23 protein-coding genes are annotated in these 22,917 nt (G+C 67.5%); 17 read left to right on the top strand and 6 right to left on the bottom strand.

Annotated elements, in window-relative coordinates:
• The first annotated feature begins 4 nt into the window (after positions 1 to 4).
• The gene (locus ACTF4R_RS08370) at positions 5 to 1,261 is read left to right on the top strand and encodes a cellulase family glycosylhydrolase (RefSeq protein WP_440007378.1); all 1,257 of its coding nucleotides are present in this window, start codon (positions 5 to 7) and stop codon (positions 1,259 to 1,261) included.
• A gap of 6 nt (positions 1,262 to 1,267) precedes the next feature.
• Here the strand turns inward: ACTF4R_RS08370 and ACTF4R_RS08365 are convergent, their stop codons facing one another.
• The gene (locus tag ACTF4R_RS08365) at positions 1,268 to 1,933 is read right to left on the bottom strand and encodes a right-handed parallel beta-helix repeat-containing protein (RefSeq protein ID WP_440007377.1); all 666 of its coding nucleotides are present in this window, start codon (positions 1,931 to 1,933) and stop codon (positions 1,268 to 1,270) included.
• Positions 1,934 to 2,176: 243 nt separating this feature from the next.
• Between ACTF4R_RS08365 and ACTF4R_RS08360 the strand changes: the two genes are divergently transcribed.
• Positions 2,177 to 2,974, top strand: a complete 798-nt coding sequence (locus tag ACTF4R_RS08360) for a hypothetical protein (RefSeq protein ID WP_440007376.1) — start codon at positions 2,177 to 2,179, stop codon at positions 2,972 to 2,974.
• Between the two features lie 158 nt (positions 2,975 to 3,132).
• On the opposite strand, the gene ACTF4R_RS08355 is transcribed toward ACTF4R_RS08360, so the two are convergent.
• Positions 3,133 to 4,272: a pyridoxal phosphate-dependent aminotransferase gene (locus ACTF4R_RS08355; RefSeq protein WP_440007375.1), complete on the bottom strand. Its 1,140-nt coding sequence runs from the start codon at positions 4,270 to 4,272 to the stop codon at positions 3,133 to 3,135.
• A complete protein-coding gene (locus ACTF4R_RS08350; RefSeq protein ID WP_440007374.1) occupies positions 4,269 to 4,754 on the bottom strand; it encodes an Lrp/AsnC family transcriptional regulator in 486 nt (161 codons plus the stop codon). Before ACTF4R_RS08350 ends, ACTF4R_RS08355 begins: the two co-directional genes overlap by 4 nt.
• A 431-nt stretch (positions 4,755 to 5,185) precedes the next feature.
• Here ACTF4R_RS08350 and ACTF4R_RS08345 point away from each other — a divergent pair, with 431 nt between their 5' ends.
• The 15 genes from ACTF4R_RS08345 to ACTF4R_RS08275 all read left to right on the top strand — a co-directional run bounded on the left by ACTF4R_RS08345 (position 5,186) and on the right by ACTF4R_RS08275 (position 18,556).
• Positions 5,186 to 6,172 (top strand): DsbA family protein, encoded by a 987-nt coding sequence (locus ACTF4R_RS08345; protein WP_440007373.1) that lies wholly within the window; start codon positions 5,186 to 5,188, stop codon positions 6,170 to 6,172.
• 160 nt (positions 6,173 to 6,332) lie between these two features.
• Complete coding sequence (locus tag ACTF4R_RS08340; protein WP_440007372.1) at positions 6,333 to 6,809, top strand: cupin domain-containing protein; 477 nt, start codon at positions 6,333 to 6,335, stop codon at positions 6,807 to 6,809.
• A 146-nt stretch (positions 6,810 to 6,955) separates the two neighbouring features.
• Positions 6,956 to 7,684, top strand: coding sequence for a DUF4397 domain-containing protein (locus tag ACTF4R_RS08335; protein ID WP_440007371.1), 729 nt, complete (start codon positions 6,956 to 6,958; stop codon positions 7,682 to 7,684).
• A 212-nt stretch (positions 7,685 to 7,896) separates the two neighbouring features.
• On the top strand, positions 7,897 to 10,110 hold the full coding sequence (locus ACTF4R_RS08330; protein ID WP_440007370.1) for a type II/IV secretion system ATPase subunit: 2,214 nt from the start codon (positions 7,897 to 7,899) through the stop codon (positions 10,108 to 10,110).
• A gap of 22 nt (positions 10,111 to 10,132) precedes the next feature.
• Entirely contained in the window at positions 10,133 to 12,055 is a 1,923-nt protein-coding gene (locus ACTF4R_RS08325; RefSeq protein WP_440007369.1) for a type II secretion system F family protein, read from the top strand.
• The gene (locus ACTF4R_RS08320) at positions 12,052 to 12,765 is read left to right on the top strand and encodes a DUF7289 family protein (protein ID WP_440007368.1); all 714 of its coding nucleotides are present in this window, start codon (positions 12,052 to 12,054) and stop codon (positions 12,763 to 12,765) included. Before ACTF4R_RS08325 ends, ACTF4R_RS08320 begins: the two co-directional genes overlap by 4 nt.
• Positions 12,758 to 13,255, top strand: coding sequence for a DUF7266 family protein (locus ACTF4R_RS08315; protein WP_440007367.1), 498 nt, complete (start codon positions 12,758 to 12,760; stop codon positions 13,253 to 13,255). The genes ACTF4R_RS08320 and ACTF4R_RS08315 overlap by 8 nt, the downstream gene beginning before the upstream one ends.
• The gene (locus tag ACTF4R_RS08310) at positions 13,252 to 13,929 is read left to right on the top strand and encodes a DUF7263 family protein (protein WP_440007366.1); all 678 of its coding nucleotides are present in this window, start codon (positions 13,252 to 13,254) and stop codon (positions 13,927 to 13,929) included. Before ACTF4R_RS08315 ends, ACTF4R_RS08310 begins: the two co-directional genes overlap by 4 nt.
• Positions 13,922 to 14,326, top strand: coding sequence for a DUF7262 family protein (locus tag ACTF4R_RS08305; RefSeq protein ID WP_440007365.1), 405 nt, complete (start codon positions 13,922 to 13,924; stop codon positions 14,324 to 14,326). Before ACTF4R_RS08310 ends, ACTF4R_RS08305 begins: the two co-directional genes overlap by 8 nt.
• Entirely contained in the window at positions 14,323 to 14,850 is a 528-nt protein-coding gene (locus tag ACTF4R_RS08300; protein ID WP_440007364.1) for a DUF7261 family protein, read from the top strand. Before ACTF4R_RS08305 ends, ACTF4R_RS08300 begins: the two co-directional genes overlap by 4 nt.
• A 274-nt stretch (positions 14,851 to 15,124) precedes the next feature.
• Positions 15,125 to 16,264: a mechanosensitive ion channel family protein gene (locus ACTF4R_RS08295; RefSeq protein WP_440007363.1), complete on the top strand. Its 1,140-nt coding sequence runs from the start codon at positions 15,125 to 15,127 to the stop codon at positions 16,262 to 16,264.
• Positions 16,265 to 16,366: 102 nt separating this feature from the next.
• Positions 16,367 to 16,669, top strand: a complete 303-nt coding sequence (locus tag ACTF4R_RS08290) for a hypothetical protein (protein WP_440007362.1) — start codon at positions 16,367 to 16,369, stop codon at positions 16,667 to 16,669.
• A gap of 27 nt (positions 16,670 to 16,696) precedes the next feature.
• Entirely contained in the window at positions 16,697 to 17,071 is a 375-nt protein-coding gene (locus ACTF4R_RS08285; protein WP_440007361.1) for a cytochrome c maturation protein CcmE domain-containing protein, read from the top strand.
• Positions 17,072 to 17,174: 103 nt separating this feature from the next.
• Positions 17,175 to 17,879, top strand: coding sequence for an ABC transporter ATP-binding protein (locus ACTF4R_RS08280; RefSeq protein WP_440007360.1), 705 nt, complete (start codon positions 17,175 to 17,177; stop codon positions 17,877 to 17,879).
• Between the two features lie 2 nt (positions 17,880 to 17,881).
• The gene (locus ACTF4R_RS08275; protein ID WP_440007577.1) at positions 17,882 to 18,556 is read left to right on the top strand and encodes a heme exporter protein CcmB; all 675 of its coding nucleotides are present in this window, start codon (positions 17,882 to 17,884) and stop codon (positions 18,554 to 18,556) included.
• 66 nt (positions 18,557 to 18,622) lie between these two features.
• On the opposite strand, the gene ACTF4R_RS08270 is transcribed toward ACTF4R_RS08275, so the two are convergent.
• Genes ACTF4R_RS08270 through ACTF4R_RS08260 form a run of 3 tightly spaced genes read right to left on the bottom strand, consistent with a single transcriptional unit; the run spans position 18,623 to position 22,681 of the window.
• Positions 18,623 to 19,816: a carboxypeptidase-like regulatory domain-containing protein gene (locus ACTF4R_RS08270; RefSeq protein WP_440007359.1), complete on the bottom strand. Its 1,194-nt coding sequence runs from the start codon at positions 19,814 to 19,816 to the stop codon at positions 18,623 to 18,625.
• Positions 19,817 to 19,829: 13 nt separating this feature from the next.
• Positions 19,830 to 22,214, bottom strand: a complete 2,385-nt coding sequence (gene ccsA, locus ACTF4R_RS08265) for a cytochrome c biogenesis protein CcsA (RefSeq protein WP_440007358.1) — start codon at positions 22,212 to 22,214, stop codon at positions 19,830 to 19,832.
• Complete coding sequence (locus tag ACTF4R_RS08260; protein ID WP_433627063.1) at positions 22,211 to 22,681, bottom strand: thioredoxin family protein; 471 nt, start codon at positions 22,679 to 22,681, stop codon at positions 22,211 to 22,213. Before ACTF4R_RS08260 ends, ccsA begins: the two co-directional genes overlap by 4 nt.
• Positions 22,682 to 22,917 lie beyond the last annotated feature (236 nt).

Here is a 22,917-nt window from a genome sequence, read left to right as displayed (position 1 = left end):
GAAGATGAACGGGCGTGTCTCGCGTCGGCGGTTTCTCGGTCTCGGGGTGGGTGCAACCGCTGCCGGCCTGTCGCCGACCGGAACGGTACGGAACTCGGACGAGTCACGTACTGGGGCGAAGGGAAGACGGCGATCGTCGGAGCGGTCGGACGGCCGCTCGTCACAGCCGAGCGACGTCCTCCCGGACGAGTTCGACACCGACGCTCCGGTCGACGTGCGCGGCGCTATCTACGTTCCGGCGCGGGCGTTCAACCGGTACCAGATGTGGAAGGACTACGACCGCGCGGTCATCGAGCGCGACCTGGGCTACGCGGCCCGCCTGAACCTCAACGCCATCCGGACGTGGATGAGCTACGCCTACTGGCTCGAAGACCCCGAGGGCCACGAGGACCGACTCGAACACTTCCTTGACGCCGCCGCCGACCACGACATGCGCGTCGTCATCGGACTCCACGACAGCATCGGCCACGAACCGACGTACGAGAACCTGATCGACGACGACCCGCTCACGGGCGTCCACACGTTCTCGCCCGCGACCCGGACGATAAAGAACGAGCGACTCTGGGAGACACCGCGGGAGTACATCCGGTGGTTCATGCAGCGATATCGCAGCGACTCGCGACTGCTGGCCATCGAGTTGACCAACGAACCGGGGTGGGAGAAGAAAGACGTCGAGTTCATGGCGAAGATGGCGAAGACGCTCACCGCCCAGCGTGGGGACATCCCGCTGACGGTGGGGGCGACGAGCCTCACGAACAACACCCGCTATCTCGACTGGGGGATGGACATCCTGCAGTTCCACTACAACTTCGCACAGACGCCCGCCCAGTACCGTCGGACGCTCCGGCAGGCGAACAACGTCGCGGACGGTATGGAGGCTCCCGTCTGGCTGTCGGAGTGGCAGCGCATCCGTCAGGGGGACGGGTTCTTCGCGAACGTGAGCCAGGAAGAGGCCGTCCCCGACTACTCCTCGCTGGCGCCGATAATCACGGACGCGGGCATCGGCAACTTCTTCTGGTCGCTGATGGTCAAACCGGCGTACTCGGTCCGCCTCCGGCGGATGGGCGTCATCAACGGCCTCTTCCACGAGGACGGGGCGGTCTGGAGCAAGGACGACGCCAGCGCCATCAAGGCCATGTCCGGCGACCCGACGTTCGAGGGACGCGAGCGACGAGAGTACCCCGACTGGTTCGCCGAGATACGGGCCGGGAAGAACGAGGACGGGAACGAATCGACGGCGTCGGTACGGTCGGGCGAGTAGACCGAGTCACGTCGCGACGCGGTGCCGTCGCCCCGCCAGGAACGACCTCGTCGGCGAGGCGGCGTCGGGGGTGGCAAGAGACTCGGCGTCCGAGCGAAGCCGACCCCGTTCGCGTTTGACGTCGCCGGCGTAGTTGTTCTCGAAGCGGTTACCCGAGACGGTGACGTTCGTGCTGGCGTTGTCGACGACGACGCCGAGCAAGTTCCGGTGGAACTCCGACCGGGTGACCGAACTCCGGCGAGTGTTCCAGATGGAGATGGCTTCGGCGTTGGTCGTCGCGTTCACGTTCCGGATGGTGACCTGGGAACCGTTCATCACGTGGATGCCACGGTTCCAGTCGGTCACCGTCACGGCGCGTATGGTGACGTCGGTCACCGACTCGCCCTCGACGCGGATGCCGGTGGAGTTGGTCACGCCCCTGCCGTCGACCGTGTGCCCGAACCCATCGAGGACCACGTTGTTCGCCCGGATGGTGATACAGCTTTCGGAGAGTCCGGCGCTTCCCCCGACGTTGCGCCTGAGAGCGTACTGCCCCGGTTCGGTGATGGTCGTACAGCTCGTGACGTTCGTGTACTGAGAGGCGCTGGCGTTACCGCCCGGAGTCCCCACGAACTCGTTGGTGACGAGGAAGATACTCCCGGAGACGACGCCGATCGAGACGACGAAGAGCAATATTAATCGCTGAGTGGACAACGATTTAGACGGAACCATCTTGCTTCAGTCTGGACGACGTTCGATGCCAAAAAAGTATCTCTGGCCGTCCGTCGGACGGATTTCAGTCGTATCATTGACTTGTCGCGGCGGCTGCTCGACCCACCGAGAGAGCGTGCGTCGCGTGACGCCGGGCCACACGGAATCCCGCAGAGTTCCGGCGTACCGGTCCACTTTTTCGCCCACGTCCGCTCTGGTTCGTCAATGAGCTACCGAGACGCGGTGATGGCGGCGAAGTACGCCGGCGGAGCGAGCGAACAGGCGACCGCTCTCCACCAGGAGCGCCTCGACCCCGTCGTCTCCGGAACCAGCTACTTCGGGTTCGACCGGCCGCGGGGCGTCGTCGTCCACCTCGTCCCGGACGGCGTCTACGACGACGGGTACGCCGTCGACCTCTCCGAGCGCGGCGTCCTGCCGGAGGCCGACCCCACCCGGCCCACGCAACTGCCCGTCCTCGGGAACGCGGGCGACGCGCGCGGGACCTGGACCGCCGACGGCTTCGGCGCGTACGTCGAGGACGCCGCCGAATGCCGTGGCTACGCGCATCTCTTCTCGAACGGCGTCGTCGAGTCCGTCTCGGCGCTGCCGTTCGAGGACGGAGGGAGCGACGGCGGCGAGGCGGACGACGGGACGGTTCGTCTCGACGGTCGCGCGCTCGAACTCGACCTGACCGCCTGCGTCCGCCGGTATCTCCGGCTGCTCGCGTACCACCAGACCCGCGGTCCCGTCCACGTCGCGATCAGCGTCTTCGGCGCGGCTGGCTGTCGGCTCGACACTGGTGAAGGCGATTCCGGCAGGGGCGGCTCCGCCGGGGACGGCTCGGCCACGGTCCGGACCGACCTGCTCGCCCCGTTCACGGTCACGCTCGACGGCTTCGACTGCGACGTTCGCGCGGAACTCGCCGACCCCGTCGACGCGCTCTGGCGTGGGGCGGGCTTCCCGGGGTCGCCCTTCTTCGACGGCGAGTGGACGCTGCGCTCGGCGTTCGAAGAGCGACGGTGAAGACTCGCGGTAACGACTCCGCGGTTGGTCGAGCGAGTCCGTAGAAATCCTCTTCGTATCTACCCCTTGTCGCCAGAAGCACTTAAACGAGAAGCGGTCGGTCCGCGGCGACCGGTGGGGGTCGCCGACGGGCGAAAGCCGGCGTCGAGTGCAGCGTCCTACCGCGAGTCCACGAACGCCTCGATGCGGTCCATCGCGGTCCGGAGGTCGTCCATCCCGGTGGCGTAGGACACCCGGAGGTGGCCCTCGCCGCCCGCGCCGAAGACGCTGCCCGGGACGGCCGCCACGGACTGCTCGCGCAACAGGTCCTCGGCGAACTGCTCGTCGTCGCCGCCGCAGCGCGGGAAGGCGTAGAACGCGCCCTCGGCCTCGAAGCAGTCAAGCCCCATCTCGCGGAACCGCGCGAGCACGAACCGGCGGCGGCGGTCGTACTCGCGGCGCATCTCCTGGACGTCGTCCTCGCAACCGCGCAGCGCCTCTATCGCCGCGTACTGGGCGGTCGTCGGCGACGATAGCATCGAGTACTGGTGGACGTGGTTCATCGCCCCGATGCCGTCGGCCGGACCGAGCGCGTAGCCCAGTCGCAGCCCCGTCATCGCGTACGCCTTCGAGAAGCCGTTGAACACGATGGTGCGCTCACGCATACCGGGCAGCGTGGCGATGGAGGTGTGCTCGCCCTCGTAGGTGAGCGCGGCGTATATCTCGTCGGAGAGCACCGTCAGGTCGTGTTCCCGGGCGAACGCCGCGACCGGGGCCAGTTCGTCCTCGGACATCGTCGCGCCCGTCGGGTTGTTCGGGTAGCAGAGTACGAGCGCGTCGGCGTCCGCCGCGCCCGCCGACGCCAGGTCGTCGGGGGTGAGCACGAAGTCGTTCTCGGCGTGCGTCGGGACGGGCAGCGGTTCGCCACCCGCGAACGTGACCCCGGGGACGTAGGAGACGTAGGACGGTTGCGGAACCGCGACCGTGTCGCCGGGGTCGACCAGCGCGCGCATCGCCACGTCGACGGCCTCGCTCGCGCCGGTCGTCACCAGTATCTCCTCGGCGGGGTCGTAGTCGAGGTCCCAGCGTTCGACGTGGTCGGCGATGGCCGCCCGGAGCTCTCGCATACCGCGGTTGGCGGTGTAGGAGGTCTTCCCGCGTTCGAGCGACTCGATGGCGGCCGTTCGAGCGCCCCACGGAGCCGAGAAGTCCGGTTCGCCGACGCCGAGCGAGACGACGTCGTCTTTCTCCTCGGCCAGTTCGAAGAAGCGCCGGATGCCGGACGGCGGGACGCGCTGGACGCGGTCGGCGGGCTTCATGGCGAGACGGAGAGGCGGTCGTCGTCGCGGTCGTCGAACTCGATGCCGGCCTCCTTGTACGTCTCCATGATGAAGTGGGTCACAGTCTGGGTCACCTCCGGAATGGGCGCTATCCGGTCGGCGACGAACCGGGAGACCTCGTGCATGGACTCGCCCTCGACCTCGACCGCGAAGTCGTAGTCGCCGGAGACGAGACGCAGGGTCGACACCTGCGAGAAGCCGGCGATGCGGCTCGCGATGTCGTCGTAGGAGGTCTCGCGGTCGAGTTCCACGTTCAGTTCGACCGCCGCCATCACGTGCTCGTCGGACACCTGGTTCCAGTCGACGACGGCCGTGTACCCCCGGACGGCCCTTTCGGCCTCCAGTTCCGCGAGCAGGTCCTCGACCGTTTCCTCGTCGAGTCCGAGCTGTCGCGCGAGGTCGTCGGTGCTCTCGCGGGCGTCCGACAGCAGCAGTTCGAGCAGTTCGCGTTTCTCGTCCATAGTTGCCACTGCCCGTCCAGCGGGATAGGATTTGCTCACGTGGCAAGTCCTCCCGCGAGGGGTCGCTCGCCGACCAGGAGGACGGGCAAACCGGTCGCGAGCGCGCCGTCGACACCCTAAAATCATGAGGTCTATTCGCATGAAACAGTGCCGGAAGGGTGTGAAACGGTCGACGGACCGAAACGTGGGACGGCTCGGGGTCGCTCGCGAGACGACGTCGCCGGCCCGAACCGCGAGGATATCGCCGACTCGACGGGTCCTCGACTCCGAAACCCCGGCGGGCCACCTCGACCAGTCGCCGACGGCAGACGGTCGTGAGACAGTGTTTCCCACGGAGCGGTCCCGAAACGGTCGTGAAACTGTACAGGAGTGTTCGGAGAGACTGAACTATCGTCCGGGTCTTTACCCCCTTGCTTCCAGGGATGCAACGGATGTCGAACAGCGATTCATCGCGACGGAAGTTTCTGAAAGCGACCGGTGCAGTTGCAGCGATCGGCCTCGGAAGTACGACGGCAGCGAGCGCGGCGTCCGTCGGTGGCGCACCCGTCCCCGACGACACGGACTCGCTCACGTACGCGACCATGGGCACGGACGCGGACAACCCGACGGCGACCCTGTTCGGGAACTTCAAATGTCCGTACACGCAGGAGTTCGTCCAGGAGAACCTCGACGACGTCATCGAGGAGTACGTCGCCGCGGGCGACCTGAACCTCCGCTACCGGGCACACGCCTACGAGCGCCCCGGCCACACCTCGCACGGTTCGTCGTACTACTACATCTCCGACAGCGACCCGCTCGTCTCGGAAGCCGCGCTGGGTGCCTGGAACGTCTCCCCCGACGACTACTGGGCGTTCTTCCGCGACATGTTCGACGAGAAGGTGTCCGGGACGGTCACGTACGACGAGATGGCGGACCGCATGCGGGCGACCGGCGTGGACGACGTGAGCGAAGCCATCGACCGTGCCGCGGCCGGCCGGTACGAGGACGACGTCAAGGCGACCATCGGTGCCGCCGACGACGCCGACGTCGATTTCACGCCGACGCTCGAACTCGGCGGCGAGACCACTTCGCCGCACCACGACGTCGACGACCTGCTCTCCTGGATCGACGGCCACCTCGACGGTGCCAGCGCGTCCACCAGCAGCCAGCCCACGACCCGGGCCGTCACCCTCGACGGTCGGTCGACGAGCGGCTGGACGCACTACGAACTCAGCGCGAGCAGCGGCATCGAGAAGAGCAAGGCGATGAACGCCAGCATCGAGTCCGACGACGTCGTCTCGGGCGCGACCGCCGAAGGCTGGGTCGGCCCCTGGAAGGACAGCTACGTCGTCGAGGGCGACATCACGAACTTCTCGGCTCCCGACTCCCTCCGCGTCTACGTCGACGGCGAGACCGTCGACCCCTCGACCCTCGGATAACCGTCTCGCCCCTCACCGGTCCCCGAACGCCGCAGACGCCCGTTTTCTCACGGAATCGAGCGCCGCTCGGTCAGCGAGCGAGCGCGACCGCCGCCGACGACACCGACGGCGGCACGGCGAGGAGTAGAGCTTTCACGGCGTAGTCCGTGGGTCGGCCCGCATGCAACGAGTCGACATCGACGACGTGGAGCCGAAGACGCTGGCCGACGAGAGCGTCGACCGCCGCGGACTCACCGAGGCGCTCGGCACGTCCGACCTCGCCATCAACCGCTACGCGCTCGACCCGGGCGAGGCGTTCGCGGGCGGACTCCACGCCCACCTCGACCAGGAGGAAGTGTTCTACGTCGTCTCCGGGACCGCGACGTTCGAGACGAAAGACGACCCGACCGGCGAGACGGAGACGGTCGAGGTCGCGGCGGGCGAGGCGATTCGATTCGCGCCCGGCGAGTTCCAGCAGGGCCGCAACGAGAGCGACGACCGCGTCGTCGCGCTCGCGCTCGGTGCGCCGAGGCCCTCGACCGAACTGCGGACGCCCCAGCCCTGTCCCGAGTGCGACAGCGACGTGCTCGCGGTCGACGTCTCCGAGGACGGGATGCGTCTCGAATGCCCGGACTGCGGCGCGACCCTCGACGCCTGAGCCGTCCTGTCACTCGACCTCACCTCCCCACCCTCGCTAGCATCGAGTGGACCCGAGCGCGGACGACCTGGTGAAACGACCCATCCAACTGGTTGGGGAAAATTATTTTTTCCTAACCTGTCGTGGAGGTGGCGGGGGAAAGAGAGATGAAGCACACACGACGACGGATACTTCGAATCGTCGGTGCGAGCGGACTGACCGCTCTCGGTGGGGTAGCGAGCGCGGACGACACGACCACGGCCGATGGAGAAGCGGCCCGCGTCCGAATCGTCCACGCCGTTCCGGACGCGCCAGCAGTCGACGTGTTCGTGGACGGGAACCGCGTTCTGGAAGGCGTCGAGTTCAAGGCCGTGAGCGACTACCTCGAACTCGAACCCGGCCAACACACCGTCGAGGTCGCGCCCGCGGGAGACGGTCGGGAGAGCGCGATTCTCGAACAGCAAGCCACCCTCGAATCGAACACCGACTACACGGTCGCGGCGGGCGGCAGACTCGACAGTCCCGAGGCGTTCGTGTTCGTGGACGAGAACGAAGCGCCGTCGGCGGACCAGGTTCGCCTGCGAGCGGTTCACCTCTCGCCCGACGCGCCGGCCGTCGACGTCGCCGCGGACGGGAACGTACTCCTCGAAGGACTCGAGTTCGGCAACGCCAGCGACTACGTCGACGTTCCCGCCGGGTCGTACACTATCGAAGTCCGTCCTGCCGGGGAGACCGAGGCCGTCGCGACGTTCGACGTGACGCTCGACGGCGGCACCGTCGTCTCGGCGCTCGCGGTCGGTCTCCTGGAAGCGAGCGACGACACCCAGGCGTTCGACCTCGTGACGGCGGTCGACGCGGGCGGCGAGGAGACGACGACCATGACGACCACGACGTAGCGACCCGAGTCGAGCGGAGCGACGTCGCACTCGTTTTCGTTTCGGTCCGTAGCGGACGACATCCTCGTCGACGTCGTCACGGAGCGTCTCCCTCGCGGAGTTGCGTCGCGACACGGTTCCAGACTCGTTCGACGAGGACGTTCGAACGGTCGAATACCATCCCGATTACACATCACTAAGGTTTAAATTACATAGAGGTGTCAGTTTGTTCTATGCCAGACAGCTCGCCACCGGAACACCGGTCGGAGAGTGCCAGCGACGTCGACGGCGTCGTTCCGCCACCGATTCCGCCGGACGACCCGGACGCCTGGTACGCGCCGGACGTGCGCACTCAGCGCGAACTGTTTCCGGACGTGGTCGCCACCGTCCGCGAGACCGAAGAGGGCTTCCGCTACGGCGTCCGCGAACCGGTGCTCGGGCCGAGCGAGGAGGAGGCACTGGAACGTATCCGCGACCACTTCGAGGGAGCGAACCTGCGGCGACCGCTCACCCGCGAGGGAGCGGTCGAGCAGGTCGAAGCGGGCTTCGACCCGAAGTACCGCCGCGTCGTCGACCGACTGACCGACCTCACGAGGAGCGCCCGGCGCCGCGTCGAGTACCACGCGCTCGCCGAACTCCTCTGTCTCGGGCGACTGACGCCGCTGGCGCTGGACGACGCCATCGAGGTGGCGGACGCCGCGAGCGACCGTCTGGTCGTCCACACCGACGACTACGCGCCCGCCGACACCGACCTCCCCGCCGACGCCGACTACCTGGAGCGGTTCGCCAGCGAACGCGTCGAAACGCACGCCGTCGACTTTCGCGGGTTCTCGGTCCCGGTCGTCGTCTACCGCGAACATCTGCTCGGAGCGGACTCGTTCGCCACGAAGTACGCCGTGCTGGAACCGAACCTGCTGCCGGGCGACGAGGACCTGATCGACGAGTGCAAAGAGCGCATCTGGGAGACCAACGTGGACGGCGTCGTCGACGACCGGGCGGCGTTCGTCCGCGAGCGCGCCCGACAGTTCCTCTCTCGCCGCCTGACGGCCAGAAACACCCGTGCGTGGTTCGACGCCGCGAAGTACCGCCTGCGGACGGCGCTCGCCGAGTACGACCTCGCGGTGCCGCCGGTCGACCACCGCTTCTCCGACGACCGGCTGACCGACCTCGTCTACTACGTCCTGCGCGACTACGTCGGCCACGGCAAACTGACCGTCCCCATCCGGGACGGCCTGCTCGAGGACATCGAGGCCAACCGCGTCGGCGAACGCATCAAGGTCGTCCCGCGCGGCAGGCGAATCGGCCACGGCGAGCGCGTGCCGACGAACCTCGCGTTCGAGGACGAGTCGACGTTCGTCAACGTCGTCACGCAGATGGCGGCCGCCGACGGCGTCGAGTTGAACGCCTCCAGTCCGAGCGCGAAGGTGAACCTCTCGCCGGAGGGCGTTCCCCACGCCGAGACGATACGCTGTGCGGTCGCACTGCCGGCTATCACCGAGGGCGGCCCCCACATCTCCATCCGCAAGCAGGCACCGGAGACGATGACGCCCGTCGACCTGCTCGACAACGGTAGCGTCTCCACCGAGATCGTCACCCTGCTGTGGCTGCTGTACGAGCACCACGGTGTCGCGCTGTTCTCGGGACCGACCGGCGTCGGCAAGACGACGCTGCTGAACGCGCACATGCCGTTCATCCCCTACTCCGACCGCCCCATCTCCATCGACGAGGGGTCTCGCGAGGTCGAACTCCCCCACGAGACCGGGGTCTCGCTCACCACGCGGGACCACGAGAGCGACTACAAGCGCGTGACGATGGCCGACCTCATGACCGAGTGTAACTACCTCAATCCGGACGTCGAGGTCATCGCCGAGATAAACACCGAGGCGTCGTTCGAGACGTTCGCCGAGACGCTCAACACCGGCCACGGCGTGCTCGGCACGACCCACGCCGACGATATCGAGAAGCTGATCAACCGCGTCATCGAGCAGGGCCTGCCGCCGTACCTCCTGCGCGAGATAGACCTCGTCGTCTTCCCCCAGCACGTCGACGGCGAGCGGTACGTCGGCGAAGTGGTCGAACTCGTCAGCGAGGCGGAGTTCGCCGACTGCGACGGTCGCTGCGGCGCGATACGGAAGGAAGGGACGACGGTGTACTGGAACGCCGTCGCGTGGCGCGACCGCGACGGCCGGTTCCGCCTCGACTACGACCATCCCCAGCTCGGCGACGACGAGCGGCGGGTCGGCCTGCACTTCTTCGACCGTCTCGCGGAACGCACAGACCGCAACGTCGAGACCGTCGAAGAGGAGTTCCACCGCAAGCACCGCTACGTCCAGTACCTCGAACGCGAGGGAGTCACCGACTTCGACGAACTGTTCTCGTTCCTCGCCGACCTGCAGAACAACGAGACAGCGACAGTCGAGCGCGCGAAGCGGGAGGTGGAGCGATGACGACCGCCGGGGAGGGGAACGGATGACCGTCTCCGAGGCCTCGGCCACGCGCGAGGTCGACACTCGCTACGGCGCGGGGTCGCTCGGCCTGCTCGACCGGACGCTGTACGCCCTCTTCTCCCGGCACGCCGACCGGAGGCGTCACGCCACCGACCGGAAGCGCTATCGGGCGACCGACGTGACCACGAGCTTCGACGTGTATCTCGCGCGAGCGTACGGCCTGTCGTGGCTCGTCTTCTGTCTCGCGTTCGCGTGGACGTTCCTCGGAACGGTCGCGGTTCCGGACGCTACCCTCCGGACGGTCGCGATGTTCCTCCACGACGGGATTCCGTTGCTCGACCGGGTCGCGGTTCCGGTACTGTCGCGCAGCCACGCCGCCTCGATTGCGGCGCTCGCCTGTGCCGCCGCCGCCAAGCGCGCGACTGTCGCCCTGTCGGGAATATACCTGAAGTGGGCGGCCAGCGCCCGGCGGTCGAACATCGAAGGGACCCTGCCCGGCGCGGTCCGGTACCTTCGGGCGCTCTCGTCGGGCAGCGACGACCGGCGCGGAATACTTCGGAAGGTCGCCGACCGCGAGGAGTCGTACGGCGAGACGGCGGTGGCGTTCCGGAAGGTGCTGAACAAGGCGGCGCTGACGGGGAGTCTCGACGACGGCCTCCGCATCGTCGCCCGGGACACGCCCTCCAGGGACGCGCTCGCGCCGTTCCTGCTGAAGTTCCGCGAACACGCCGAACAGGGGCCGGACGCCCTCGAACAGTACCTGGAGATGGAGAGTCGGATGTTGAGCCATCGGCAGGCCCGCACCCGCGAACAGGCCCAGGACTTCCTCGAACTGCTCGCGGAGATGTTCATCGTCCTGCTCGTGATGCCCGCGCTGCTGGTCATCGTCCTGACCGTGATGAGCGTGCTCGCGCCGGGACTGGGCGCGCCAGTCGACCTGCCGTTCGTGACCGTCTCCGTCCGCGCGCTCGTCGTCTACGGAAGCGGGGCGTTCATCCTCGTCGTCGGCGCGGGTGCGGCGGGACTGGTGTCCACGCTCCGGCCCGCCGACCAGTCCCCGCCGACGTACCGCCGATCCGGGAACCCGGTCGACGCGGTCCGGACCGCGCTACTCAACCCGGCGAACGCGACGCTGGTCGTCGGCCCGTTCGCGCTGGCCGTCGGCGCGGGGCTCTGGCTGCTGGGATACGCGCCGGTCAACGTCGTCCTGCTTGCCTACGTCACGTTCGCGCTTCCGGTGGGGCTCGTCGCGGTGCGACGTGCGTACCGCGACGACGCGAAGGACCGCGAGATAAAGGACTTCGTCCACGCCGTCTCCGGACACGTGACCCTCGGTCGACCGTTCTCGGAGGCCGTCGCCCACGTCGCCCGGGACGTCGACCTCGGCGCGCTCCAGTCCGACGTGAACGACCTCGCGTTCAACGCGAACCTCACGACCCGCGACGGCGACCTGCGCCGGGACGCACTCTCGCGGTTCGTCGAGCGCGTCGGCACGCCGCTGGCCGACCAGACCATCGGTCTCGTCACCGGAACGCTCGACGTCGGCGGGGACACGGAAACCGTGTTCGAGACCCTCCAGGTCGAGATCGGGCGACTGTACCACGAGAAGAAGGCGCTCCGGTCGAACATGCTCGTCTACGTCGCGGTCGGGTGGACGACGGCGCTGCTCGTCGTCGGTATCATGGTCGCCGTCAACGGCTACGTCCTCGACAGCTTCTCGCAACTGTCGTCGGTCTCGACGTCGAACGCCGGTCTCGCGCTCGACCCCGACGCCGTCCAACCCGAGCGCGACCGGTTCCGGTTCTACGTCGTCACGCAGGCGACGATGCTCGCCTGCGGCTGGTTCGCCGGATACGCGAGTCGCGGCTTCTACGAGGCGCTGCTTCACTCGGCCGCACTGGTCGCGGTGGCGTACTTCGTGTTCGCGGGGGCGGGAATGATATGAGGTCGCGCGGCCAGTCGAACGTCGTCGGCGTCGCGCTCCTGCTCGGCGTCACCGTCGTCGCGCTCGGCACCCTGACGGCCAGCATCGGAATGGTCGTCGACAGCAATGCCGCGGCCGCCGACGCCAACCGCGTCGCGGCCGACTTCGACGACGCCCTCGCGCCCGTGGCGGCGACGGGCGTCCACAGGGGACGGGTGTCGTTCACCGAGGGACGACTCGAGACCGTCGAGCGTGACCTCCGCGTCCTCGACGAGGGCGGTGTCGTCCAGCACGTCCGGGTGGACGCGCTCGTCTTCTCCACCGACGACAGGCGCGTCGCGTTCCTCGCCGGGGCCGTCGTCCGCGGGACCAGCGACGGCGGTGTGATGGTCGCGCGACCGCCGGTAACGTCCTCTCGGGAGATGCTCGTCGTCGGCGCGCCGAAGCTCGGTACCTCGAACGTCTCGGTAGCCGCGACGACCGGGGGGTCGGCCGTCCTCCGGACGAACGTCACTCACGAGCGCGTGAAACTCGGCGACGGTACCTACCGCGTCGCGGTCGAGACGAGCACCCCGGGCGCGTGGCGACGTCACTTCGAACGCGAGAACGCCACGGTGTCGACCCGGGACTTCGACGACGACGGCGTCGAGAGCGTCGTCGCGGCCTACTCCGGCGAGCGCGTGGCGTACCTCGTCGTTCACGACATGCGCCTGGAGGTGACCCATGGCTAGTCGCGCCCGAAACGGCGACTCGGCCGGCGCGCGACGTCGCGGAAACGACCGCGCCGTCAGCCCCGTGGTCGGCAAGGCGATGGAAGCCAGCCTCGTCGTGCTGTACATCGGCGTACTCACGGCGACGCTGTACGGCGGCGTCGTTCCCGACTACCGGACGGCGGCCGGCGCGGAGGTCGGCGAACGCGTTCTCTCGAAGTCGGCCGAGCGCGTCCAGCAATCGGTGCCAGCCGACGCCGTCACCGTCAGCGTACGAACCCGCGTGACGCTTCCGGACAGCATCCGCGGCCGAAGCTACGGCATCCGTGCCGAGAACGGCTCGCTCACCCTCGTCCACCCGAACGAGCGCGTCGGGACGACGGTCGAACTCGCGCTCCCGGCGAGCGTCGCGGCGGTCAGCGGCGAGTGGTCGAGCCGGGAACCCGCCGTCGTCGTCGTACGCTCGTCCCCGGACGGCCCGGTCGTCGAACTCCGGCGAGGTGACGCATGACGAGGCGAGCGCAGATGAACCTCCCGGCGCTCGCGGTCGCACTGCTCGTGCTCACGACGGCGGCGACGATGAGCCTCGGGATGGCCGACCGGGCGTTCCTCGGGGCCGAGCGCGACGCCGACTCGCGGCGCGTCGCGGTCGCGCTGAGCGAGCGACTCGTCGACCAGTCCGGTCCCGTGGCGGTCCGACCGAACGTACTGAACGCGACCGAACTCGATCGGCTCGACGGCCCCCGCCTCCGGTCGCTGTTTCCGGTCGTCGCAGATCACGACGTCCGCGTCACTGTGGGCGACGACGCCGTCGCGGAGCGTGGCGACCCGGAGGGCGTCACGGTTCGGCGCGTCGTACTGGTCGAGCGCCGCCGCGCGGTGACGCTGACGCCGCGTCTCGCCGCGACCAGTCCGGCGTTCACCCTCCCGCGGCGCACGCGCACGGTCGACCTCGCCGTCCGACCGCCCGAGGGAACGACCGTGACCGAGGTCCGAGCGGACGGTCGCGTCGTGCTCCGGAACGCGTCGGGACTCACCGGCGACTTCTCGGTTCGCGTCTCGCGGTTCGAAACCGTCCGGTTCGCGTTCGACGCCGACGGCCCGCTTCCGACCGGGAGCGTCACGGTGACCTACTACCCGGCCGAGACGCACAAGACCGTGCTGGCGGTGACCGTCGATGCGTAGGGCGCAACTGTCGCTGTCGGTCGTCGAAGCGGGCGTCGGCGTCGTGTTCGTCCTCGGCGTCGCGTTCGGGTTCGCGCTCGGCGTCCCGTCGCCGGACACCCGGGAGGCGCAACTCGACCTGTACGCCGAGGACGCCGGAACCGTGCTCGCTGGCGAGCCCCCGCGACATCGGGGAACGACGCGCCTCGAGGAGATTCTCGAATCCGCCGACAGCTTCCAGCGGGAGCGCGACGCACTGGAGCGGCGCGTCGAGCGCATCCTCCCCGACAATCTCATGTTCCGGGTGGCGACGCCGCACGGTTCGGTCGGCTACCGGAAACCCGGCGGCGTTCCGGTCGGGTCCGCGTCGGTGACGACGACGAACGGCGGCGTGACGATCTGGGTGTGGTACGCGTGACCAGTCGAGACGACCTGGACCGTGCTCAGTTGGTCCTCGCGGCGGCCGCCGTGGTCGCGGTCGCGCTCGCTCCGGTCGTGTTCGCCTACCTCCAGTTGGGCTATCACGCCGACGTGCGAGCGACCGGCGACTACGACGCGCCGGTCGAGAGCGCCGAACGCGTCCTCGACAGGGCGGTCCACGACGCCGCCGACGGAGTTCCGTCGAGCTACCGGTGGGAGTCGCGGTCGGCCGCGGTGTCCGCGGTTCGGTCCCGGGTAGCCGACGACGTGGCGACGCTGGAGACCTCGCGGGTCGAGGAGGGGACCGTGTATCGAGTCGGCTACAACCGGTCGGCGGCCCGAGCGTGGGCGAACCGGCGGTGTCCGAGCGGTCCGGACCGGCAGTTCGGCGCGTGCGAGGCCGACCGGGGCGTCGTCGTCCAGAACCGCGGCGACGAGACGCACGTGCTCGCCGTGACGTTCGACGTGCACGTGACGACCGACCGCGGCGAGTACGACGCGACGGTGGCGATCACGTCGTAGCAGTCGTCTCCTCCCTGGACGTCGGCGAGAAGAGAGGCGCGACCCCGTCACAGACTAAGCACAGCGACGACCGAAACGTTCGCTGACACCGACCAGGAACCAACCATCCACCTCTCATTTTTCAACGGAAGTTCGTGAATCTCAGATATATTGTCCCATTTCTGTAGACTTTTCAACATACTCAAGCCGGATGCGGTGTATACTGAGAGAGACGGGTGTCGGCCGTCTCCGTGACCACCGGAGAGCGTGCCGTACCACCGTCGGAGTCGGTACCATGTCGAACTCCCCAAGCCTCGTCTTCCAACTCGACCAGCAACTCCCCGACCCCGACTCTCGGGTGTTACTATCGACGTTCCTGCTCGTCGTGCTCGTGTTCGTCGTGTGGGTGCTCTGGAGGATCGCGCCCCGACTGAAACGGCAGTTCAACTCGCGCTTCGTGGACGTCTTCCTCCTCACGACGAGTGGACTCGCCGCGATTCTCGTCGGACAGTGGGCACTCGCGCTCTGGACGGACCCCACCGCTCCCGCCCCGAGGGTCGACGTCTTCTCGAAACTCACGGCAGCAGGAGCCCGCATTGCGATCACGTTCGGCCTCCTCGTGGCGGCCTACGTCGGAGCGGGGATGTCCATCCGTGTCATCGACCGATTCGTTACCCAAAGCGGGCAGATCACTCGCCATCAGGGAGAGGTCTTCGCCCGAATCGCGGAGGTCAGCATCTACCTCCTCTCGGGATTACTACTGCTGGGCGTGTGGCGAGTGGACGTTCGCGCGTTCCTCATCGGGGCCGGATTCCTCGGTATCATCATCGGACTGGCGGCGAACGAAACCCTGAGCGCGCTGATAGCAGGATTCACTCTGATGTTCTCGCGGCCGTTCGAGATCGGCGACTGGATACAGGTTCCGATCGGGGAAAACGAAGCCGGGGAAGGCATCGTCACCGACATCACGCTGTTCACCACGCGAATCGAGACGTTCTCGGGCGAGTACGTCATCCTCCCGAACGACGAGGTGAGTTCGAACTCGATCACGAACTACGGGCGGAAGGGGCGACTTCGGCTCGAAGTCGAGGTCGGCATCGACTACTCGGCCGACCCCTACCGGGCGATGTCGGTCGCGGAACGGGAGATGGCGGACGTCCCCGACGTTCTGGAGGTACCCCGGCCCAGGTCCGTTCTGACGGGGTTCGACGAGTCCGCCGTCGTCCTCGAACTCAGGTTCTGGATCGACCGTCCGAGCAGTCGTCGGAAGTGGCGCGCCATCACCGAGGTTATCGCGGCCGTCCAGACCGCCTACGACCGGGAGGGAATCAAGATACCGTTCCCCCAGCGAGAGGTCTCGACGCGCGACGAGACCGGCGGTTTCCGCGTCGTCGACGGTCGAGAGCAGGACGGTCGACTCGAACGAAGAAAGTGAGAGCCGGTTTGGAGTCCGTGGGAGAGACGTCGTAGGTGGACGTGGGAAATATTGGGTGAACTATCCAAACACATATGCCACCGGCGTCACTGTACGCGAACGATGGCGACGGCAGATACGTGCTCGGACGCGACGCCGACGGACGCGGTCGACGACGTTCGCGCCGAAATACGACGGACGAAACGATGCGAACTCGCCGAAGCGACGCGGAAACTGGAACGGGACGGACTCACCGAAGAACAGCACCGCATCGTCGCGGCGCTGGCGGACGCGATAACGACCGAGGTCACCACCGATGTGGTCGAGGCGCTCCAGACGGCGGCCGACCGTGGCGACGTCGAGACGGTCGCCATCGGACGGTCCCTCCTGAGCCGTGACGGGCGTTCGGGCGAAAGCCAACTTTGAAATGCAGAAAACGAGCAATTCAATTCAATGAAGCGGAAAAATAAGTTCCTCTTCGGGGGAGTCGGGATACTCGTCTTGCTGCTCGTTCTGGGGGTGACGACGATGAACGCGACGACGACGTTCGTCACGCCGGCCGAGGCCGAGAGCGGCACGTACGACGGCGAGTGGGTGAACCTGGAGGGTCAGGTCACGGACCTGCAGCGGGCGAACGGTCGGATAACCTTCCAGGTCACGGAGAACGACAGTTCGGTGCCGGTCGTGTACGAGGGAACGATGCCAGAGACGATGCAGAACGGGCGCATCGTCGTCGCGAAGGGCGCCCTCCGAGACGGGAAACTGAAGGCTCAGGACCTCTCCGTGCGCGCCCACGAGGGCGAAGAGCGCCCGGAGAAATCGAAGTGATCCGGCAGGGACCGTCGGTGACCGCTACGACGGCGGCCGCGGTGTGGCATCGCAGGGTGGAGCGCGACAGTAACGGAGCGACCGATACGGCTCGAAGCGACAAATGGCACTCATCGACGTCGACGACCTGACGAAACGATTCGGCCACGTCACCGCCCTCCGAGACGTGAGCTTTCGCGTCGCGGACGGCGAGCGCGTCGGCCTGTTCGGACCGAACGGCGCGGGCAAGACGACCCTGCTTCGCATCCTGTCGACGCTGTCGACGCCGACCGACGGGCGGGTGCTCGTCGACGGCGAGGAACTGACGCCCGACCGGACGGCCGTCAGGCGGCGCCTCGGCGTTCTCTCTCACGACACGATGCTCTACGACGGACTGACGGCGCGCGAGAACCTTCGACTGCACGCGAGCCTCCACGGCGTCGACGAGGACCGATGCGAACGACTGCTCGAACTGGTCGGCCTCTCGGCCCACGGGAGCAGCGACCCGAGTCGGTTCTCCCACGGCATGCGCAAGCGACTGTCGCTCGCCCGGGCGCTCCTGCACGAGCCGGAGGTCCTGCTGCTCGACGAACCGTACTCCGGTCTCGACCGGCGGTCGATGGCCGACTTCGGGGACCTCCTCGACGCCGTCGGCGTGGAGACGGTCGTGATGGCGACCCACGACCTCGAGCGCGGGTTCGAACACTGCGACCGCGCGCTCGTCCTCGACGGCGGGGTCGTCGAGCGCGACGTCAGCCTGGCCGACCTCGACGCGCCGTCGGAGTTCCTGGACTGCTATCGAGCCGCCATCGGATTGAGGGGCCGGTGACGATGCGGACGTTCCTGCGGGTCGCCTACGAGATCGCCCGGAAGGACCTGGTGCTGGAGATTCGCTCGAAGCGCGTCCTCAACACCGCCGTCGTGTTCGCGCTGCTGGTCGTCGTCGTCTTCGCGTTCGGGTTCGCCCAGTCGTTCGTCGACCTCGGCACGGTCGGCAGCGGCGCGCTCTGGATCGCCTTCGTCTTCGCCGGGACGTTCGGCGTCGTGCAGGGCGCGGCCGTCGAGGACGAGGACGGCGCGCTCGACGGCCTGCTGCTCGCCCCGGTCGACCGGTCGGCCGTCTACGTCGGCAAGGTCGCGAGTTCGACCGTGTTCGTCACGGGGGTCGCGCTCCTCACGCTCGCGTTCGTCGGCGTCTTCCTCGGTTACTCTCCGACCGTCGCGACGCTCCCGGCGCTCGTCGGCGTCGTCGTCGCCGCGTCGTTCGGGTTCTCCGCCGCCGGCGTCGTCCTCGCACTGCTGACCGTGAAGTCCCGGATTCGAGAGCTGTTGCTCCCGATGTTGCTCGTCCCGCTCGTCGTCCCCGTGCTACTCGCCGGCATCTCGCTCACGCGACGCCTCGGAACCGCCGAACCGCTCGCGTCGTGGGTCGTGCTGTTGCTCGCCTACGACGGCGTCCTCTTTCTCGCCGGGTTCGCGACGTTCGACTACGTCGTCGAGGGATAGAAGAGCGGTCGAAACGCAGCGGCCGAACGATTTCGACGGGAGCGACCGCCGACGGCCACTATCGCGTCAGAGTGCCCGGTAGGCGAGGATGCCGCCGATGACGATGCTCAGGAACGACAGTGCGAGCACGCTGACCGGGAAGTCGGAGCCGCCGCCGTCCTGGGCCGGCTGGTTCGCCGACGTTCCGGGGGACTTCTTCGCGTCTTTCGGAACGTGGACGCGAATCCGGTCACCGGCGTCGAGAGGCTCGCCGTTCGTCAGCATCGGGATGGGCGACTGTCCCCGTCGGAGGTTCGACGAGTGCCGTACCTGCGAGGCGTTGTAACCGCGGAGGACGACGGCGACGTTGTCCGTGTCGTGTTCGACCGTCTTCTGTATCGTCCGATTGTCGATGCGGTACGCGACGCCGATGCGGGTCGTGTCGTTCGCGGCGACGGTCGCGTTGACGACGACGCCGTCGCCCCGGCGCGTGAACTGCGTCTGCTTGTCGCGGAACATCGCTCCGGTCGGCGTCGCACCGTCCGGAAGCGTGACGTGGACCGGGCCGACGAACGGGCGGTCGCCCGTGTTGTTCAGCGTGAGCGTCTCGACGACGCGGAGTCCGGAGCTGTTGTTCCGGGGCGCGACCTGCATCACGCGGCTCGCGGGATTACCGCCGGAGACGGAGAGCACCGAATCGTTCGCCGTCGGTTCGCGCTGTACGAACCGGACGTCGGACGCGTTCCCGGTCGTGACCGTCTTCCTGTACGGGACGCCGGCACGATGCATCCGTATCGTGTAGGTCGTGTTCGGCTTCAGCGGTCCGACGTCGAACGTCCCGTTCTCGGAGGTGTTCACCTGTCCGACCGGTGGCCCGGTCGGACTCGTCACCAGCAGGCGGGCGTTCGGCACGGCCGACCCGTTCTCGGTCACGACGCGACCGGAGATGGACGCCCCCAGTTCGAAGGCGACGCCCGACGTTGTGTTCGTCAGCACGTAGTGCGAGAAACCGCCGTGCTGGAGGCGAACGTAGTACAGCGGTGCCTTCGTGACGTTGTCGGCGGTGAACGACCCGTCGGAGACCGTGGTGTTCACCGACGGTCCCGCCCGGCGGTAGTTCTTGTCCAGTGGCGTCACGGTCACGGTGTCGCCGTTCGCGGTGCCGTTGGCGACCGTCGCCGTTCCCGAAACCGATACCGTATCGTTCGCTGCCCCGGTCGCGAGCGGAAGCACCGAGAGGCAGGCGAGCAGTACGACGAGCGAGAGTGCGAAGCGTTTCATACGTTTGAAATCGTCAGTCGGACGTCGAGGTGTCGTTCTGTGGTGCGGTCGCGGACGACCGGAGCGATTCGGCGGCGAGACCGTGGTCCGGGTCGAACAGGAGGACCAGGAGCATGCCGACGAGGAGGAGCGCGACGCCCGCACGGATGGGCGTCATCAGCGGGATGCGCTTGACGGTCAGCGACGCGGTACCGTCGTTGAGCGCGGCGATGACGTACGTGTCGTGGGTGAGTCCACGGTCGATGAGTACGTCGCGGACCTGCATTCCGCCCTGCTTGACGTAGCGGCGCTGGCCGGCGTTCCCGGCGGCGACGAGTTCGTCGTTCCGGTAGACGCGCAGGTTCACCGACTTCTTCTCGACGCGCGTCAGGTCGAGCGTCGAGGGCGGGTTCGAGACCGGGCCGACGTGCTCGACGTCCGTTAGCACGACGACGTCGGTCTGGGGAACGTAGTTCCACATGACCGCGCCCTTCGCCACTATCTCCTGGCCCTTCGAGAGGTCGGCAGCCGTCCGGTTCTGGCCGGTCAACCCGACCCACACTCCGGAGCCGTCGAGTTGCGCCACGGTCGCACGCGGCCCACGTTTGATTTCCGTGACCGTCCCGTGAATCGTCTCGACGCTCCCGTTCAGCGCCGGTCCCTTCGACTCGACCTCCCGGGTCGACAGCGCGCTCCGCCGGGGGTCGGGGTTCTTCGGTAGCGTGCTCTCGCTGTAGCCGACTGCCTGGACCGCGTACTCCGACCCCTGCACCTGCTTTACGCTCGACCCCTGGCGTGCGTCCTGGACGATGACCGACGACTGGGCCGTAAAGAGGTACGTGAACGCCAGCGAGACGACCAGTATCGCGACGCCGACGTGGACGAACGTGATGCCGACCTCCTTCAACTGGAACCGACGCGGCGTGCCGGGAATCCGGTCGAGAGCCCGCTTGGCGACGGCGATGCAGACGTAGAGCACCGGCGGTACGACCGAGAGCGCGCTCGCGTTACCGACGATGCGGTAGACGAGCGCGTCCGACGCCGACACGGACGCGAGTCGCCAGGCCGGGGTCGGAACGACGAACGCTGCTGCGACGGTGGCGACCGAGAACACGCCGAGGGCGGTGAGACTCCGCTTGCGTCCTTCGACGTCGAAGTCCATGTAGAACCCGAGCAGCAGCATCGCGACGACCACCACCGGATAACTCCACAGGTTGTAGTACTTGGGGTTGACCTCGACCTCGATGCCGGTCGCGAGGTCGCGCAGTAGCGGGAACGTCAGCCCCCAGATGGAGACGAACGCGAGCGTCCCGAGCGCGAGGACGGCGAGGTGGAGCAGGTTCGTCCTGGTGAGCCAGTCGCCGTCGCCTGCGGGTTCGCCGTCCAGGGTGAACCAGTACCCGAGCGGAACGAAGACGCCCAGCGCGGCCGTCGCCCCCATCAGAACGAGCAGCGACGCGCCGATTCCGCCGTCGGCGAACGAGTGGACGCTCCGGAAGACGCCGCTCCGGACGACCGACGTGGTGTAGATGGCGAGCGCGAACACCGTCGACGTCATCGCGGGCGCGAGAACCGTGTAGTTGCGTCCGGGACGGTAGTTCGTGACCGCGTGGAGCGTCGCCGTGAGGAACAGCCAGGGGACGAGAATGGCGGTCTCGACCGGGTCCCACGCCCAGATGCCGCCCCACCCGAGCACGGTGTACGACCAGAGCGCACCGAGCGCGACGGCCGCCGTCAGGAAGAGCCAGCTGACCCGTAGCCAGCGGAGCACGCTCCCGTACCAGTTCTCGAACAGTCCGTCCCGGCCGGAAAGCAGCGAGACGAAGTGCGCCGACCCGATCGCGAACGGCACGGTCAACAGCGCGTACGCGACGAACATGACCGGTGGATGGATGGCCATGTACGGGTCGACCAGCAGCGGGTTGAGACCCCGGCCGGCGGTGGGGGTGAACCCGGCAGCGGCCTGCGGGAACGAGTCGGCGACGGTGTCGAACGGGCTCTGGACGACGAGCATCACCCCGAAGTACGCGACGATGCTCAGCGTGATGCCCTGGACGAGCTTCCGGTCTCGGCCGGCGAGACCCCTGACGCGCGTGGCCCAGAAGGCGACGGCCGAGGCCAGCGTCGCCCACAGCAGCACCGACCCCTCGTTTCCGGCGTACACGCCCGTGACCCGGTAGAGCAGCGGGAGGTAGTCCGCCGTGTTGTTCCAGACGTAGGCGTTCGAGTAGTCGGTCGTGACGAACTGGTAGGTGAGATACGAGAGCGCCGTCGCCAGCAGGGCCGCGGTCGCTCCCACGAGCGCGGGGACGTAGTCGACGAACCGTTCCTCGTCGCGCAGGTAGTCGCGGCCGAGCAGGACTGTCGCAGCGACGCTCGTCCCGAGCGCGAGCAACACGACGACGTGTCCCGGCGTCATCCGTCGTACCTCCGCTGGGCGCGCTGGAGATACTCGACGAACGCCTTCTTTTCCGCGTAACCGTTTATCTCGACGAGGGTCTCGCCGTCCGGCGTCACCGCGACGTGCTGCGGCGGATAGTTGGCGTCGTACCGTTGCTGGAGACGCGTCGCCGCCGGACTGCTGTCGTCGAGGTTCACCGCGACGAGGACGAACTCGTCGAGGTCATCGCGCACCGCGGCGTCCGAGTAGACCTTCTGGTTGTAGTCCTCGCAGTACGTACACCAGGTCGTCCAGAAGTAGATCAGCATCGGCTTGTCCTGCCGTTCGGCTATCTGCTGGGCCTCCGTGACGTTGGTGTGCCACTCGGTGCCGCCGTGGTAGGAGTACGACTGGTCGCTCAAGAGCGGTGCGGCGTTCATCGAGAAGTAGCCGATACCCAGGAGTGACGCCAGAAAGAGCAGTGTGAGGACCTTCCGGGGTGTCATTCGACTACGCAGTGGTCGCACCCCCGGCGGGTTAAGTATTGCGTGTTCTTGGAGAGAGCCACCACAATCGATGACGGTTCTCTTACGGGGGATACCACGGGAATGAACGCTTCTGGTTGTTCAAAGAAACGAATTCCGTGACCACGTCGGTCAGACTTCGACGTATTACGACAGGTAATCTAGATTAGTAAAAATATAGTTAAGAACGTTTAATACCCCCGGAGATATAACCGGAG

Source organism: Halomicrococcus pelagicus (assembly GCF_051917725.1).
Lineage (GTDB): Archaea > Halobacteriota > Halobacteria > Halobacteriales > Haladaptataceae > Halomicrococcus.
Note: the sequence above shows the minus strand (reverse complement) of the source record. Positions and strands in the feature narration are given on the sequence as shown.